The organism is Salsuginibacillus kocurii DSM 18087, from assembly GCF_000377705.1.
In the GTDB taxonomy this organism is placed as follows: Bacteria; Bacillota; Bacilli; order Bacillales; family Marinococcaceae; genus Salsuginibacillus; species Salsuginibacillus kocurii.
Window position 1 is genome coordinate 387,194 of record NZ_KB898623.1, and the last position, 15,390, is coordinate 402,583.

Consider the following 15,390-nt stretch of genomic DNA (forward strand, 5'->3'; position numbering starts at 1 on the left):
CGCTTAGAACGAAGTTGCAGGCGTGTCATCAAAAGGGACATCCTGCCACAACTCTTGCAGCCACTCGGATAAAATCGGGGTATGTTCAATCATAACTCTTGCCACTGTAGAATCTGCTATCATTTCTTGTGCGAAGGGGACAGGTATGAGTGCTGTCACAATAAGCAAAATAAAAAGTAGCAGGTACGTTTCAATAAAACCTAAAATACCACCTAATAAACGGTTAACTGTATGTAAAATCGGTAGTTGTGCCAAGAAGTCAAGCATCGAGCCTATAATTTGTAAAATAATCTTGGTAGCTAAAAAAAGAACGGCAAAGGAAATGCCTGCATAATATACGGACTCCATATCAAAGTTAGCGAGAAACATGAAATCAGTTTGGTCACTAAATTGTGGATACGGAAGCCAAAGGCGCAGGAATTCCGCTACATCATCATAAAATAGAAAAGCAACGAACAAGGCAATGAATAAACTGACTAAATGTACAAGCTGTAAAATGAAACCTCTTCGTAAACCAATAAAAAAACTTCCCAATAAAATCAATAATATAAGCAGACTCAGTAGCATCGTTTATGACTCCTCGTTTAACTCATCTTCATTTTTTTGTGCAGTATCATCTTTTAATTTCACATATTCATCCATCACATTAATCGCCGTTAAAACGGCTAAACGTGTTGTATCTAAATAAGGATTCACACTTTTAATTTCACGCATTTTATCATCAACCCGATTGGCAATATCGTGGACATGATTTTTTGATTCATCCCCGACAATGGTGTAATTCTGACCATATATTGATACTGTTGTGCGGCTCTTCTCCTTGCCTTCAGCCACTAGAAAGCCCCCTATTCTAACAATTCACCATCAACTCTTTTAAACATGCTTAATCCTCATCATACCAGAAACCTAAAAAGTTGAAAATACGAGGGATAGCGACAACATTTTTAAAGTATAATTCAAATTTGCTTCTCTATCCAGATGAAGAATTAATACATGTAGAAAGCTGTATCTTACTTTCCCCTATCTACCTATTCTATAACATGACGGGCTTCAGTAAATTTTTACATTAACGGGCTGCTTCATATATCTGTCGTCGGCAAAAACAGCTGGGTTATGCTTGCTTTCACCACAAGTAAATGGGCTATAAAAAGCAGCAAGTAGCAAGGATTCTTGCCCCCTTTTTTAACTGAGATCCAAAAAAAGGAGTAGGTCCCTATTAGGACCCCTCCTTTTCATACCCCCGCTTCGCTGGGAAGTACCTCTTCATTATCAGGCTTTAATTACTTCGTTTCTTTTGTAATATTATGCTCATATCGTTTTTTTAATTATTGGCGTAAATGGGCTCCAACTTTAACTTCAAGTGCTTGTAAAACTGCTTGATGGGCATCTTGTACTTCTTCATCAGTAAGCGTGCGTTCAGGATGCAAATAAGTGAGAGAAAAAGCCAATGATTTTTTCCCTTCTTCCATGTGTTCACCTTCATATACATCAAAGAGCTGCACATGGCGAAGAATTTCTCCGCCAGCTTCTTTTATGATCTCTTCCACTTCTCCGGCCGCAACTTTATTCTCTACGACGATCGCAATATCACGGGAAGTAGAAGGGAAGCGGGGAAGCGGTGTATATTGAAGCGGTTCAGCATCCAAAGCCATAATGGTTTCCAAATCCAATTGAAACACATAGGTTTGCTTCAAATCCCATTCTTTTTGCAAGGCAGGGTGAACTTCTCCAATTATGCCGACGGTTTGGTTTTTCATTTCAATGCGCGCACTTCGGCCTGGGTGAAGTCCATCAATTGCCTGCTGGCTAAAGCGAAGCCCAACAGTAAGGCCAAGCTCTTCAGCCAACCCCTCTACAATACCTTTTACAATAAAGAAATCAACAGACTGTTTTTCACCTTTCCAGAGGTGAGTACGCCATAACCCTGTAATGGCCGCGGCCAATGTTTCTTTTTCATGCGGCTGCTTGGTGAGCTGTTCTTCTTCACTTAGAAATACAGACCCCATTTCATAAAGGGCAACATCCTCAATTTGGCGATTTTGGTTATGAACTAAGGCCTCCAGTAAATGAGGCACTAGACTTTTACGAAGCACACTGCGTTCTTCGCTCATTGGCAAGGCCATACGGACGGTCTCGTTTTTCTCCGTTTGATGTAGAAAACGATCGGCCTGTGTTTCACTTGTGAGCGAGTAAGTAATCGCTTCATTTATGCCATTTTCCTCTAAGAAACGTCTGATGTTTCTTTTCGTTTGTTGTTTCGCCGTCAAAGCACCTGGAGTGGTAGTACCTTCCGGAAGTGTGATCGGGATTTGATCATATCCATATAAACGAGCAACTTCTTCACTAATATCTTCTTCAATCAAAAGATCCGGACGCCTCGCCGGCACATGAACTTCAAATTCTTCAGCATTAACAGAAGTGACTGCAATACTTAAACGTCTAAAAATATCAGTCATTTCCTCTAGAGATAAATCCGTGCCGAGCCGGTTATTAATAGTAGTTACATTTGCGTTGATGGTTACTTCACTGTTCATGCGATGATCTGCTTCCACTGTCCCTGCCAACGGTTTTCCATCTGCAATTTGTTCTAATAAAGCTACCGCTCGTTCAGCTGCCTCCGTTACTCGCGTGACATCAATACCTTTTTCAAACCTGATGCTTGATTCACTGCGCAGGCCAAGATCTTTCGAAGCTTTGCGAACACGGGCAGGATGAAAATGCGCTGCCTCTAGTAATACCGTAGTTGTTTCACTAGTCACTTCGGCATCCGCTCCACCCATCACGCCAGCAACAGCTGTCGGCTTTTTACCATTTGTGATGACCAAGTGCTCGTTTTGCAGTCTACGTGTTTCTTCATCCAACGTACGAATCTCTTCTTCAGCCTCAGCTCTTCGTACGACTACTTCGTTCGAACCAAACGTATCAAAGTCAAAAGCATGCAATGGCTGACCATATTCAATCAATACAAAATTAGTAACATCAACTACGTTATTAATTGGGCGGATCCCTGCTGCTATCAATCGATTTTGCAGCCAAAGCGGGGAATCTTTAACTTGTACATTTTTTATTAGCTTTGCCCCATAATATGGATTGTCTTCAGGAGCTTCAATCGTAACATCAACTTGATCAATGGCATTTTCCCGTATTGCTCCATGTTCCACTTCTGGTAATTGCAGAGAACGATCTAAAAGACCAGCCATTTCATAAGCAATACCGACCATGCTCAAGCAATCTGCCCGATTTGGAGTTAAATCCAATTCAAGAATGGCGTCATCAAGATTTAATATCGGCAGAGCATCGTCACCAACCGAGCTGTCTGCTGGCAAAATAACGATCCCCTCTGCGTATTCTTTTGGGACTAATTTTTCTTGCACACCTAGCTCGTCCAATGAACAGATCATCCCGTTCGACTCTTCTCCCCGCAGCGTGGTGGCTTCAATCTTCATTCCATTTGGAAGTTCTGTCCCAGCGATGGCAACCGCAACTTTACTGCCTTCGCTAACATTTTGGGCCCCACACACAATTTGAGCATTTTCAGTACCGAGATCTACTTGACAAACGGTAAGCTTTTCTGCTTCTGGGTGAGGTTTTGTTTCCACTACCTCACCTACAACCAACCCATTGATTGTCTCCTGATAGCGGTGAATAGCGTCTACTTCTACTCCTCCACGCGTCAGCTTTTCTGCTACTTCTTCGGGGCTTAAATCCGAAACATCAATATATTCTTTCAACCAATTATAAGATACTAACATGAGTACCGCCTCCTCTACGCCCGTTTAAATTGACTAAGAAATCGTGTGTCATTGGTATAGAAATGGCGAATATCGTCAATTCCATACTTCAGCATTGCAAATCGTTCTACACCCATTCCAAACGCAAAACCGCTATATTCTTCAGGGTCAAAGCCGCTCATCTCCAACACGCTTGGATGCACCATGCCGGCACCCAATACTTCAATCCAGCCTGTGTGCTTACATACTCTACAGCCTTTTCCACCACATAAGCCACACGTTACATCTACTTCAACGGATGGTTCTGTAAATGGGAAAAAGCTTGGGCGCAGCCGGATTTCTCGTTCTTCGCCAAAATACTTCTTAACAAATGTATCCAAAACCCCTTTTAAATCACTCATGCGAACGTTTCGGTCAACGTATAACCCTTCAATCTGCATAAATTGGTGAGAATGAGTGGCATCATCTTCATCGCGTCGATATACTTTTCCGGGACAGACAATTTTAACAGGCCCTTTTCCATCCTTCTTTTCCATTGTTCTTGCTTGAACAGGTGAAGTTTGGGTGCGAAGGAGCAAGTCTTGACTTACATAAAAAGAGTCCTGCATGTCTCGGGCTGGATGGTCAGGCGGCAGATTTAATTTTTCAAAATTATAATAATCCTGCTCCACTTCTGGACCTTCTGTTACTTCAAAACCCATGCCTATAAAAATATCTTCAACTTCTTCGACAACCGAGGTTAACGGATGCTTACCTCCTCTTGGGAGCGGTTGGCCTGGAAGCGTGACATCAATTCGTTCTTCTGCTAATTTTTGTTCGAGCTCTTCTTCTTCAAGACGTTGTTGTTTCGATTCAATTGCTTCTTGAATACGGGCGCGTACTTCATTTGCTTTTTGACCGACTACAGGCCGTTCTTCTGCGGATAATTTGCCCATTCCGCGCAACACTTCTGTAATCGGACCTTTTTTCCCTAGGTAAGTTACACGTACAGTTTCCAGCTCTTTTTTTGTGGTGGCGTCCACCACCTCTTGAAGAGCTTCGTCTTCTAACCGGCTTAATTCATTAATCATTTCTGTCTCCTCCTCTAAACCATGGTTTGGAGCTGTATATCCCACTCATTTTGGTCGTTGGCTTGTTAATTATTTAAGCACATAAAAAAGCCTCCACCCCCAAAAAAGGGGCGAAGGCATCGCGGTACCACCCTTTAGTTCTTAAAAGCATGCAGGCTTTTAAGATAACTTCATTGCGTTAACGGCGTTAGCCGGGGCACCTTCAACAGCTATACTGTTGGTCCAGTGCCAGCTCCAGAGTGAATTCCGACGCTCCAATCCATAGAATGCTTCCAGTCTGCGGCATTTCCTCCCTGAATGGTGGGTGACGACGTACTACTCTCTTTCCATGCTTTTCTCCAGATTCATTTGTGTGTCTTATTATAAGGAATCTTTAGAAGATGCGCAAGGGCTGGCAGGTAGTCATATATCTGCTCTAGCACACCTGCAAATAAATGAAATGGTTATGGTCTATGTTCTGTGTTTGTTAGTTTTAGGTTACGGACGCAAGTGGTATAACAGTATACCTGTAGCAACTGTCACATTTAATGACTCCGCTTTTCCGTAGAGTGGCAAATACACATTTTGATCAGTCAGGCCCAACAATTCTCCTCTTACACCAGCGCCTTCATTGCCGACAAGCAGCGCAAATGCCGGTTGGGACCCCAAAGCAGTGTGAGAAGTACCGTCTTGAAGGCTCGAACCAAACACTGGAATACGCTGGCGCTGGCATTTCTCAATCCATTCGGTTAGTTCTCCTTTAACGACTGGCACATGAAAAATCGAGCCCTGAGTAGAACGGATGACTTTATCATTATACGGGTCAACAGTGCCTTCTCCCAACACAACTCCATCCAATCCTGCTGCATCTGCTGTACGGATCATGGTTCCTGCATTTCCAGGGTCTTGAACGGCATCTAACAGCAGGTACATTCCTTTACCAGCAGGACCCGATAATTCATGGGCAGGCATTTCAACAACGGCTAGCAGGCCAGGCGGGGTCTCAACCTGGCTCATTTCTTTCATTATGCTTTCTGTTACTGTTAACAAGCTTACATTAGCTTGATTAATTAAAGGCGAGAGTTTATTCTCATTCGTTACAAACACCCGTTCAATAGCGACTCCTGCTTCTATAGCTGTTTCAATAAGATGTTCACCTTCTATAATGAATTTATTATCACGTTCCCGGTATTTTTTGTGATGAAGACGGTTGACTTGCTTAACTTTCGGGTTTTTTGCTGATTCGATGTGTTCCATCTTTCTGTCTTTCTCCTTTCATGTATATTCCTTTTATGTATGGCTCAACGAACTTCGGGAAAGCTAATCGTGAAAAACACTCTACGTTATTATACACGAGAATTGGAGGAGAAAAACATGGATATCAACATCCGGCAAGCCGTGCTTCAAAACGTTTCTGGAAGCAGTGAAGAAGAAATTACGGCCACGATTGAGGATGCGATTTCGAGAAAAGAGGAAAAAATGCTTCCCGGTCTTGGCGTCCTGTTAGAGGTGTATTGGAATGAAGCAGAAGAACAGAAAAGAAATGAACTTGTCCAATCCATTACTCAAGGCCTTTCATAATGCAGCTTTGTTCCCCATGTCTTGACATTGATATGTAAGCAGCACCTGTGTTGTCTTCACTCAGGTGTGCACTTACCGCATGATTTATGTAAAAAAGGAGCTTATCGAACGTATCCTATACAAACGTTCGGCAAGCTCCTTTTTTTAGGCTAGTTTCTCGCAATTTGCTGCTTTTAAAGGTGAATGAGGCTCTTTAAGCTGTAGTCACAGGCTTTCACCACAGACACTAAGGGAGGAGCTGTCGTTATCGCGCTAGACGACTGCCTTGTGTTCCTTTAAATGTTGAGCGAAAACAACCTGATTAAAACTTAGTCAAGTGTGATCCGGTCAACGGTCTCGCGATCTAATTTTTTAATTACTGCTACAATTAGCTTAACCGCATGCTCGAAATCATCCCGATGCAAAATGCCTGCATGCGTGTGAATATAACGAGTAGGAACAGTAATGGAGAGAGCAGGCACACCGTTGGCTGTTAAGTGAATAGCCCCGGAGTCTGTACCTCCCGCTGACATCGCATCAAACTGATATGGAATCTCAGCTTCTTCAGCCGTCTCTAGCACAAACTCTCTTACCCCTTTATGAGAAATCATGGATGCATCATAAACGAGAATTTGCGGTCCTTCTCCAATTTTGGCGCGAGCATCATTTTCTGTAACGCCTGGTGTATCACCAGCAATACCTACATCCACGCCGAAGCCGATGTCAGGCTGGATGGCGTGCGCTGAAGTGCGTGCCCCGCGCAGCCCTACTTCTTCTTGAACGGTACCGACGCCGTAGACTTCATTCGGATGCGCCTCTCCTTCTAGCTGCTTAAGCACTTCAATTGCAATAGCACAGCCGATGCGGTTGTCCCATGCTTTGGCCATTAATAATTTTTCATTATTCATCACTTCAAAATCACAAATCGGCACAACCGAATCGCCTGGACGCACCCCGAACTCTTCTGCTTCCTCACGGCTTGAAGCACCGATGTCAATAAACATGTCTTTCTTCTCTATTGTTTTTTTCCGCTGTTCTGCAGGAAGAATATGTGGAGGCTTAGACCCAATAATGCCAGTAATATTCCCTTTTCTTGTCATCACATTTACACGCTGGGCGAGCATAACTTGTTCCCACCAGCCCCCAACAGTTTGAAACTTCAAAAACCCTTTTTCATCGATATGTGTAATCATAAAACCAATTTCGTCAAGGTGGCCTGCTACCATGATTCTTGGCCCGCCAGTTTGACCTGTCTTTTTAGCAATCAAGCTGCCAAGACCGTCTGTCGTAACTTCATCTGCATAAGGTGCAATGTATTTCTTCATCGCTTCGCGCGCTTCTTTTTCATTTCCCGGAACCCCATTAGCATCCGTTAAGTCTTTAAGCATAGTTAGTGTTTCATCATAGGCAGTCATTCAGTTTCCCCCTTATGTAGGTTAAATAGTTTCTCTAAAATCAGAAGAAATATTCTAATTTTTAGTATACCGGTAATTGTTTCGTTTCTCAAACCTTTTTAATAGCCTTCATTCTGGCGCTGATGGTTCGTTTCATTTTTTTCCCGATACGCATTGATTGTTTCTTCTTGAGCAAATCCCAGGGCCTGGCCAAGTTCAAGATAGGATTGGAACAAGCTTTGATACGTGGAATGATCTTTTGCCTCAGCAAATGTACTAATTGTTTTATTTAAAACTAAAAAAGCTTCAGTCAAGGAAGAAGGAACAGTCTCAGGAGAAGGCATGTCTTCAGTTACTCCCCTGTCAATTCCTAATGAGAGAATAAAATGCAGGCCATCCACATATTCCTCCAAAATGACATCACGGTCAGAAGCTGGTTTAGTGCTCCAGTATTTGAAGCAGCGGGTTTCATTTGCCAATTCGGCCATCTCTACCTGCAGGGCAAGTATTTTTTCTTTAAAAAGATCTTCCCTTCTTAAACCGTGCTCTTCTAAAATCCGATCATCTAATGTTTTTTGCAAGGCAAACAACTCGTTCATATAATTCATCCTTTCTTACTTAAGTATATTTTATAGGCTTAGTGAATAAATCAGCCAACTTCGCTATCTAAGCGTAAGATTATTTACTAAGTGAGACCTTTTTAAAATTCCCTTCAGGGGCATTTCCGCGCGCGCACCGCTTCAGGCTCCTCGGGAAAGCCCACCCTATGGGGAAAATGATTCTTTACTATTCATTCGTGCCAATTCACTGATCGTTCTCAGCTAAATACTGACATTTCAGCAGCGCCGTTACTTAGTCGCTGATTATGCTATGTTTCTTTTCAACAACACAAAGACTTTTTACAAAGCTGATTAAAAACAGCCTGTGTTTTGAAACGACAAATAAAGAATTTTCGTATAGAATAGAAAGAAGAACTAGATGTAATTTGTGCGTGTAGAAAGGAGGCCGCCACTATTGATACTTCGTCTTCTTATTTTCATTGCTCTCGCGATTTTGGTTTATGCTGTTATCAAATATATCATGAATCCTAAACGCAAACTTGAATTAGCTCATGAACGAAAGCATTTTTATTTTTATGATGAACGTAAAAACGTAAGGAAAAATTTTTTAGTCACATATAATGGTGTAATGTTTGAAGGAGAAAAGTATTTGGGACGGACAGAACAAGCCTTCGAAGTAGTGCGCATTTCCGTTTGGTCAAAAAGCAATCAAGAACTAAAAGGACTAGCGAAGGAAGATTTTCATTTTATTGAACAAGAAATCCTCTCTCACTATCCTCACGCAGAAATTGAGTGGAAAAGCCCAGTGAAAGAATTACTAAGAACTTAAGCACTCTAATCAGCATTCAATTTTTACTTCTTCTTTTACCACCTAGAGAACAAGAAAAGCTTGCAGGTAAAACAATACCTTGCAAGCTTTTTCTTGTTCACTCACGAGGAAGCCCGTCCCGGAAGCCACGTTCGCACCTTATATTGTAATGATTTGTTTCGAGATAGCAAAAATATAATGACAAGAATAAGTACTAATCCGATTGATACATACCATGGCAGCTCGCGAATTACATGGCCAAAAGCAGTATACATCACGGCAGGTGGAACACTGGCAATCAAGGAAAGTTTCGTGAACTCTCGTACATTCTTACTCATTTCTAGCAAATAAGCATTCATAAGATGAAAATGAATAAAAGGCATTGTACGCAAAATTAAAATTTGAGTTAAATTTAATTCTTCTTTATCTTTCATCCAGCGTGTTTTCCACATAGAGATCTTCTTTTTTAACCAAGGCACACGTTGGACGAGTCCATAGAAAACCAAACTTACAAGCGTTAATCCAATCACTGAAAAAATGGTGCCATAAAAGGTACCAAATAAAATGCCGCCTAAGATACATACAGCTACAACGGGGATAAAGAGAATCTGGCGGACGACATGAAGAACAATAAAAAGCAGTGGGGCGAGCCAACCGCTGTTTTCAATATACATAAGAAAACTTTCAAGTTCTGTTTCCATACGCGCGCGCCCCCCTTTCTTGATGAAAACCACCCTGTTAGTAGGCTATATAGAGTAATAGGCACGCTTGCAGCAAAACCATTAGAGGTACGAAGACTAAAAAAGTAAGATGCTTCGTTTTATGGCGAAATAAATACATACCCATTAATACTCCGAAGCTTCCTCCAAAGATCGTCCAACTCCATAATGTCCGTTCACGAACTCTCATGTTTTGGCGTTTTGCCTGCCTCTTATCAAAACCCATCAAGCTGAAACTCATTAGATTTAAAGTACCAAGGACAATCCATACTATCATATGCAAGGCTCTTTTCTTCTTTTCATGTTTTACAAAAGCGCGGTAAAAAACCTCTCACACGCGCATTAACCACTTTGTGATTCCATTCATTACACAGGGCAGCAAACGTTTACCATTTTCTCTTTGAAAAAGACGCCGCTAGCGGCGTCTTTTATAAACGTTATTTTAAATTTGCTTTTGCTTTTTCAGCTAGGTCAGCAAATGCTTTTTCATCATTTACTGCTAGGTCAGCCAGCATTTTGCGGTTCATGTGAATGTCCGCCTGCTTTAGTCCGTGCATAAGACGGCTGTAAGATAAGCCGTTCATGCGAGCTGCTGCATTAATACGAGTAATCCACAGCTTACGGAAGTCACGTTTACGCTGGCGACGGTCGCGATAAGCATATTCTAGGGATTTACGAACCTGGTCCTGGGCGGTACGGAACAGGCGATGCTTGGAACCATGGTACCCTTTTGCTAATTTCAATACTTTTTTACGGCGACGACGAGCGGTAAAACCACCTTTTACTCTTGGCATCGTCAAACCCTCCTTGCTTTTTATTTAAGTCAATTAATTATTTGTAAGGTAGAAGTTGTTCAATACGCTTCTGGTCAGTCTCGTGCATCACACGCTGCTTGGCAAGACGACGCTTTTGCTGCTTCGTCTTGTTACGGAACAAGTGGCTAGTAAATGCATGGTTGCGCTTGATTTTTCCTGTTCCGGTTTTTTTGAAACGCTTTTGCGCGCCTTTGTGTGTTTTCATTTTAGCCATGATACATTTCCTCCTTTTCAACGATTAACTTGCGAAGTCGCGAAAAATATATTATTTCTCGCCTTTAGAGTCAGTTTCTTTATTTTTATCTTTGTCCTTATCAGGCTTAGGCGCAAGTATTAAAAACATGCTTCGGCCTTCCATCTTAGGCTTTGTCTCTACATTCGCAAGGTCTTCACATTCTTTTGCCATACGTTCTAAAACGTCTTTGCCAATTTCAGAGTGAGTAATTGCCCGGCCCCGAAAACGGATCGCAGCTTTTACTTTATCTCCTTTAGTCAAAAACTTTCTAGCATTCCGAAGCTTTGTATTGAAGTCGTGTTCTTCAATATTCGGACTTAAACGCACTTCTTTTACATTGATCGTTTGCTGTTTCTTGCGAGCTTCTTTATCTTTTTTCTGCTGCTCATACCGATACTTGCCATAGTCCATAATCCGGCATACCGGGGGCTTGGCATTCGGCGCCACAAGAACAAGATCAAGGTCTGCGTTTTTAGCCAATTCCAATGCTTCATTCTTCGGTTTCACACCGAGTTGATCTCCATTGGCATCAATGAGGCGCACTTCTCGTGCCCGGATCCCCTCATTAAGCTTCACATCATTACGAATAATGAGCCACCTCCAACGAATTGTGAATCAAAGCTTCATAAGCACGAAGACCCTACTTTTCTCATGTTCATTCTCTGAAAGGAGCGCTGCCCTTCACACAGAATGAAAAACACAAAAAGGTGGGTACCCACACGGCACCCACCTGTATCCATCAAAAGAACATTTCGATTTCAACCAGACCAGTCAACTGCGTAAGCGTCGAACAGGTGAGAAGCGGGCGCTTCTGCTTGCTTTGGTTCTAGTAACTTGTTTTGACCTCTAATAATTTATCATACGCCTTTGTCCCTGTCAACTCATGCCTCGTTTTCACTGGCTTCTCTATTAAAATCATGTGGATATTATTCTATCAAATTTAACAATAGTGTTATTGCACATTTGAAGAGAACGTCTTGATTTCGGTCTGCAGACGTGCCACAAAATCCTGAAGTGGCTCTGTATCCGAATCCTGCGCTCCGTATTTCCGTACATTTACACTTTCTGCTTCAATTTCTTTGTCCCCAAGCACTAACATGTACGGGATTTTTTTCGTTTGTGCTTCGCGAATCTTATAACCAATTTTCTCATCTCTGACATCTGTTGTGACTCGGATTCCCGCTTCACGCAGCGTATCTTCTACTTTTTTCGCGTAATCCAAGTGAACCGAAGCAGATACAGGAATTACCCGTACTTGTTCAGGTGCCAGCCAGGTTGGGAACGCACCCTTATACTCTTCAATTAAAAATGCTACAAATCGTTCCATTGTCGAAACGATGCCGCGGTGGATCACGACTGGACGGTGTTCTCCGCCGTCTTCACCCACGTAAGTGAGATCAAAGCGGTTCGGCAAGTGGAAATCCAGCTGAACCGTGGAGAGCGTCTCATCTTTGCCCAGCGCTGTTTTCACTTGCACGTCAAGCTTCGGACCATAGAAAGCAGCCTCACCATATGCTTCAACATATGGGGCACCGAGGTCGTTCATAGCTTCTTTCAGCAACGCTTGCGCCTGCTCCCACATCTCGTCGTTATCCACGTATTTTTCTTTATCTTCTGGGTCGCGATAAGAAAGGCGGAAGTAATAATCATTCAGCCCAAAATCTTTATAAACGTTCTGCACGAGTTTTACAGCACGGAGAAATTCTTCTTTCATTTGGTCAGGGCGGCAGAAAATATGAGCGTCATTTAAGGTCATCGCTCGCACTCGCTGCAGGCCGGCTAAAGCGCCGGACATTTCATAGCGGTGCATCATCCCGAGTTCGGCAATCCGGATTGGCAGCTCCCGGTAACTGTGCAAGTCCTGCTTATAAATCATCATATGATGCGGGCAGTTCATCGGACGAAGAACCAAATCTTCATTATCCATTTCCATTGGCGGAAACATGTCGTCTTGATAATGATCCCAATGCCCTGATGTTTTATAAAGGTCTACACTCCCAAGCACCGGCGTATATACATGATCGTAGCCGAGGCGTTCTTCCAAGTCGACAATGTAGCGTTCGATCGTCCGGCGAATTGTGGCTCCGTTTGGCAGCCAAAGCGGCAGGCCTTGCCCAACCTTTTGGCTGATCGCGAAAATATCTAACTCTTTCCCAAGCTTACGATGGTCGCGCTGCTTTGCTTCTTCTAACAGGTGCAAATGCTCTTCCAATTCTTCTTTTTTCGGGAAGGCTGTTCCATAAACGCGCTGCAGCATTTGATTATCACTATCCCCGCGCCAGTAAGCTCCAGAGATATTCATTAGTTTAAACGATTTGATCTTTGCAGTACTTGGAACATGAACACCGCGACAGAGATCAAAGAACTCACCCTGTTCATAAATCGTAACATCTTCACCTTCAGGAATGTCATCGATCAATTCGAGCTTTAACTCATCCCCAATTTCAGCAAAGATTTCTTTTGCGCGCTCGCGCCCGACAGGGTTACGAACGATCTCATGGTTTTCATCTACAATCTTCTGCATCTCTTTTTCAATGGCTTCGAGATCTTCCGGGGTAATCGTGTGCGGCATTGAAATGTCATAGTAAAACCCATCTTCAATGACCGGGCCAACCCCAAGCGAAACCTCACTATACAGCCGCTTAATGGCCTGAGCCATCACATGAGCTGTACTGTGGCGGAGAACTTCTACGCCATCATCTGACTTAAGTGTCACAATTTCAATCGTCCCATCCTCTTCAATCGGCCGGCGAAAATCGATCATCTCTCCATCTAATTTTCCAGCCACTGCTTGCTTCTTTAACCCCGGGCTGATGGAAGCTGCAATTTCTTCAGTGGTTACACCTTTTGGAAAGGATTTTTGATTCCCATCCGGAAACGTAATAAGTACTTCTTCTGCCACCTGTAAACACTCCTTCTTTCTATATATCTTAAAATCCAAGCGCTCAAGCGAGGAAGATTGACTTTACAAGTTGTCTCTTTTGCAAAACTGTGCCCACTAAATACCAGGCTTCTTCCGTTCATTTATGAACATAGTCTGCAAAGCTTGTATATGTTGCTCGAACAAAAAAACATTCGCCCCTCATGTATATGAGGGACGAATGTTATCCGTGGTTCCACCCTGCTTGCTTTGCCATTCGCACTGACTAAAGCCGCTTGAAACTGGTTAACGCCCAGTCAACGTCTGTTTCTACTTTATTTTTCAAAACAGCAGTTCGGAGGTGGTAAGATATAAAAAGCCGTTTGAGAGCTTCCAGCCGCTGACTCTCTTCTCTGGGAACGCTTCCTTATACCCCATGTCCTCTTCATCACTTTTCATCGCTTGTTGTCCTGATTGATATTATAGAAAGAAGTCTCTAATAAATCAAGTCATTTCTTCTAGTTCTCATCCTGGAACTGATCCCCACGTGGCAACTGCGTTTGACCTGAAGACTGAAAAGGCAAGTCAGTAGCAGCTGGTCCTTTTAAAATCAAGCGCTCCTGGAATACCGCTTGAATCGTTTTTAGAACCGCTGTCATTTCAGTAGCGTGAATGGTTAGGGTGTGAGGGGCTATACTGACTAACGGACTAATAATCATCTCGTCAAACGGAATCCCTTGTTCAAATACAAGGGAAGGAACTAAATGCTGGTTACGCTCAGCTGCATCAATTGCAATCCCGGTTTCATTTGTAAACAACCAGGCCCCGTCATAATATCCATACACATGATTAATAACTGGGAGTGCGGTTTTCAAATACGTTCGCAGCCTCTCTACATCAGATTGATATTCCTGTTCCATTTGGTATTCCTTAAATGCTTCGGCCAGGACGCGATCAAGCACGCTTTTATACCGCGTCGTACGAAATGTAAAAAAAGAAGCTTTACTGAGCAAATTTCCTTTTCTAAGCTGTTGAAGCAATTCCATATAAAGCGCAGTTCTCCTGTCTTCGAGGTCTTGATGAATGGGAATATCCGGCCTCTGTCCTTCTAAGATAGCTATGGCAACATCCATCACTTGCCGTTGCTCCACCGGGTCGATTAAGGAGTAATCGTGTTCAAGCATCTCCTTCATCGCCTGCTTTTCTTTCTGTTTGATCCACTGGTCCGTTAATAAAGCAGCAAAAAACGGAAGAATGCTCTGTTCCCACTCCCATTCATTCCCTTGAAATTGGCAGCGCAATTCTTGGCCGACAGCTTCCATGTTCCACATATCAAGCCCATTTTGAATAAATGCTTGACGGTACCTTTCAAATACAACAAACATTCGTTGTGTATCCTCTTTACTTACACATTCAATAGCTAGCACGTGTTCTGTTCCCCCTTGCCTTAACGTCGGTAGGCTGTATACCAAAGCAAGCTGAATCAATCTGATTTATGTGTATGGGACAAACTAAACAAACATGACAAAAAGAAAAGCGGAGCGGGGTTGCTTAACGACGAAGAGCTCTTCTCTCCCACCGAGGAGGCTGTTGCCGCCGCAGGGTGGGAGAAAGAGATCTCAAGTCGTTAGCCCGCAGAGCTAGACAAGAATAGCGGAG

At 42.9% G+C, this 15,390-nt stretch carries 16 protein-coding genes and 2 other annotated features; of the genes, 2 read left to right on the plus strand and 14 right to left on the minus strand.

Annotated elements, in window-relative coordinates; all coding sequences use genetic code 11:
• Positions 1-3: 3 nt before the first annotated feature.
• The 5 genes from D469_RS0101940 to D469_RS0101965 all read right to left on the minus strand — a co-directional run bounded on the left by D469_RS0101940 (position 4) and on the right by D469_RS0101965 (position 6,037).
• Positions 4-567, minus strand: coding sequence for a CvpA family protein (locus tag D469_RS0101940; protein ID WP_018921674.1), 564 nt, complete (start codon positions 565-567; stop codon positions 4-6).
• A gap of 3 nt (positions 568-570) precedes the next feature.
• Positions 571-834: a cell division protein ZapA gene (zapA, locus tag D469_RS0101945; RefSeq protein ID WP_018921675.1), complete on the minus strand. Its 264-nt coding sequence runs from the start codon at positions 832-834 to the stop codon at positions 571-573.
• A 491-nt stretch (positions 835-1,325) separates the two neighbouring features.
• A complete protein-coding gene (gene pheT, locus D469_RS0101955; protein WP_018921677.1) occupies positions 1,326-3,752 on the minus strand; it encodes a phenylalanine--tRNA ligase subunit beta in 2,427 nt (808 codons plus the stop codon).
• Between the two features lie 14 nt (positions 3,753-3,766).
• Entirely contained in the window at positions 3,767-4,801 is a 1,035-nt protein-coding gene (gene pheS, locus D469_RS0101960) for a phenylalanine--tRNA ligase subunit alpha (RefSeq protein WP_018921678.1), read from the minus strand.
• 477 nt (positions 4,802-5,278) lie between these two features.
• On the minus strand, positions 5,279-6,037 hold the full coding sequence (locus tag D469_RS0101965; RefSeq protein WP_018921679.1) for a TrmH family RNA methyltransferase: 759 nt from the start codon (positions 6,035-6,037) through the stop codon (positions 5,279-5,281).
• Positions 6,038-6,154: 117 nt separating this feature from the next.
• Here D469_RS0101965 and sspI point away from each other — a divergent pair, with 117 nt between their 5' ends.
• The gene (sspI, locus tag D469_RS0101970) at positions 6,155-6,361 is read left to right on the plus strand and encodes a small acid-soluble spore protein SspI (protein WP_018921680.1); all 207 of its coding nucleotides are present in this window, start codon (positions 6,155-6,157) and stop codon (positions 6,359-6,361) included.
• 308 nt (positions 6,362-6,669) lie between these two features.
• Here sspI and D469_RS0101975 read toward each other — a convergent pair whose 3' ends face one another.
• The gene (locus tag D469_RS0101975) at positions 6,670-7,755 is read right to left on the minus strand and encodes a M42 family metallopeptidase (protein WP_018921681.1); all 1,086 of its coding nucleotides are present in this window, start codon (positions 7,753-7,755) and stop codon (positions 6,670-6,672) included.
• A 98-nt stretch (positions 7,756-7,853) separates the two neighbouring features.
• On the minus strand, positions 7,854-8,333 hold the full coding sequence (locus D469_RS0101980; RefSeq protein WP_018921682.1) for a dUTP diphosphatase: 480 nt from the start codon (positions 8,331-8,333) through the stop codon (positions 7,854-7,856).
• A gap of 415 nt (positions 8,334-8,748) precedes the next feature.
• On the opposite strand from D469_RS0101980, the gene D469_RS0101985 reads away from it, so the two are divergent.
• A complete protein-coding gene (locus D469_RS0101985; RefSeq protein WP_018921683.1) occupies positions 8,749-9,123 on the plus strand; it encodes a hypothetical protein in 375 nt (124 codons plus the stop codon).
• A gap of 101 nt (positions 9,124-9,224) precedes the next feature.
• On the opposite strand, the gene D469_RS0101990 is transcribed toward D469_RS0101985, so the two are convergent.
• The 7 genes from D469_RS0101990 to ytxC form a co-directional block, all read right to left on the minus strand.
• Positions 9,225-9,803, minus strand: coding sequence for a TVP38/TMEM64 family protein (locus D469_RS0101990; protein WP_018921684.1), 579 nt, complete (start codon positions 9,801-9,803; stop codon positions 9,225-9,227).
• A gap of 37 nt (positions 9,804-9,840) precedes the next feature.
• Positions 9,841-10,098 carry a DUF1294 domain-containing protein gene (locus tag D469_RS0101995; RefSeq protein ID WP_018921685.1) on the minus strand — a complete coding sequence of 86 codons (258 nt, stop codon included), beginning with the start codon at positions 10,096-10,098 and terminating at the stop codon, positions 9,841-9,843.
• 160 nt (positions 10,099-10,258) lie between these two features.
• On the minus strand, positions 10,259-10,615 hold the full coding sequence (gene rplT / locus D469_RS0102000; RefSeq protein WP_018921686.1) for a 50S ribosomal protein L20: 357 nt from the start codon (positions 10,613-10,615) through the stop codon (positions 10,259-10,261).
• A 37-nt stretch (positions 10,616-10,652) separates the two neighbouring features.
• Complete coding sequence (gene rpmI / locus D469_RS0102005) at positions 10,653-10,850, minus strand: 50S ribosomal protein L35 (RefSeq protein ID WP_018921687.1); 198 nt, start codon at positions 10,848-10,850, stop codon at positions 10,653-10,655.
• Between the two features lie 51 nt (positions 10,851-10,901).
• Positions 10,902-11,447 (minus strand): translation initiation factor IF-3, encoded by a 546-nt coding sequence (gene infC, locus D469_RS0102010; protein WP_018921688.1) that lies wholly within the window; start codon positions 11,445-11,447, stop codon positions 10,902-10,904.
• A gap of 117 nt (positions 11,448-11,564) precedes the next feature.
• Positions 11,565-11,694 (minus strand) — a sequence feature (ribosomal protein L20 leader region).
• A 129-nt stretch (positions 11,695-11,823) separates the two neighbouring features.
• Complete coding sequence (gene thrS / locus D469_RS0102015; protein WP_018921689.1) at positions 11,824-13,773, minus strand: threonine--tRNA ligase; 1,950 nt, start codon at positions 13,771-13,773, stop codon at positions 11,824-11,826.
• A 188-nt stretch (positions 13,774-13,961) separates the two neighbouring features.
• Positions 13,962-14,189: a binding site (T-box leader), on the minus strand.
• Positions 14,190-14,249: 60 nt separating this feature from the next.
• Complete coding sequence (ytxC, locus tag D469_RS0102025; RefSeq protein ID WP_018921691.1) at positions 14,250-15,158, minus strand: sporulation protein YtxC; 909 nt, start codon at positions 15,156-15,158, stop codon at positions 14,250-14,252.
• Between the last annotated feature and the right edge of the window lie 232 nt (positions 15,159-15,390).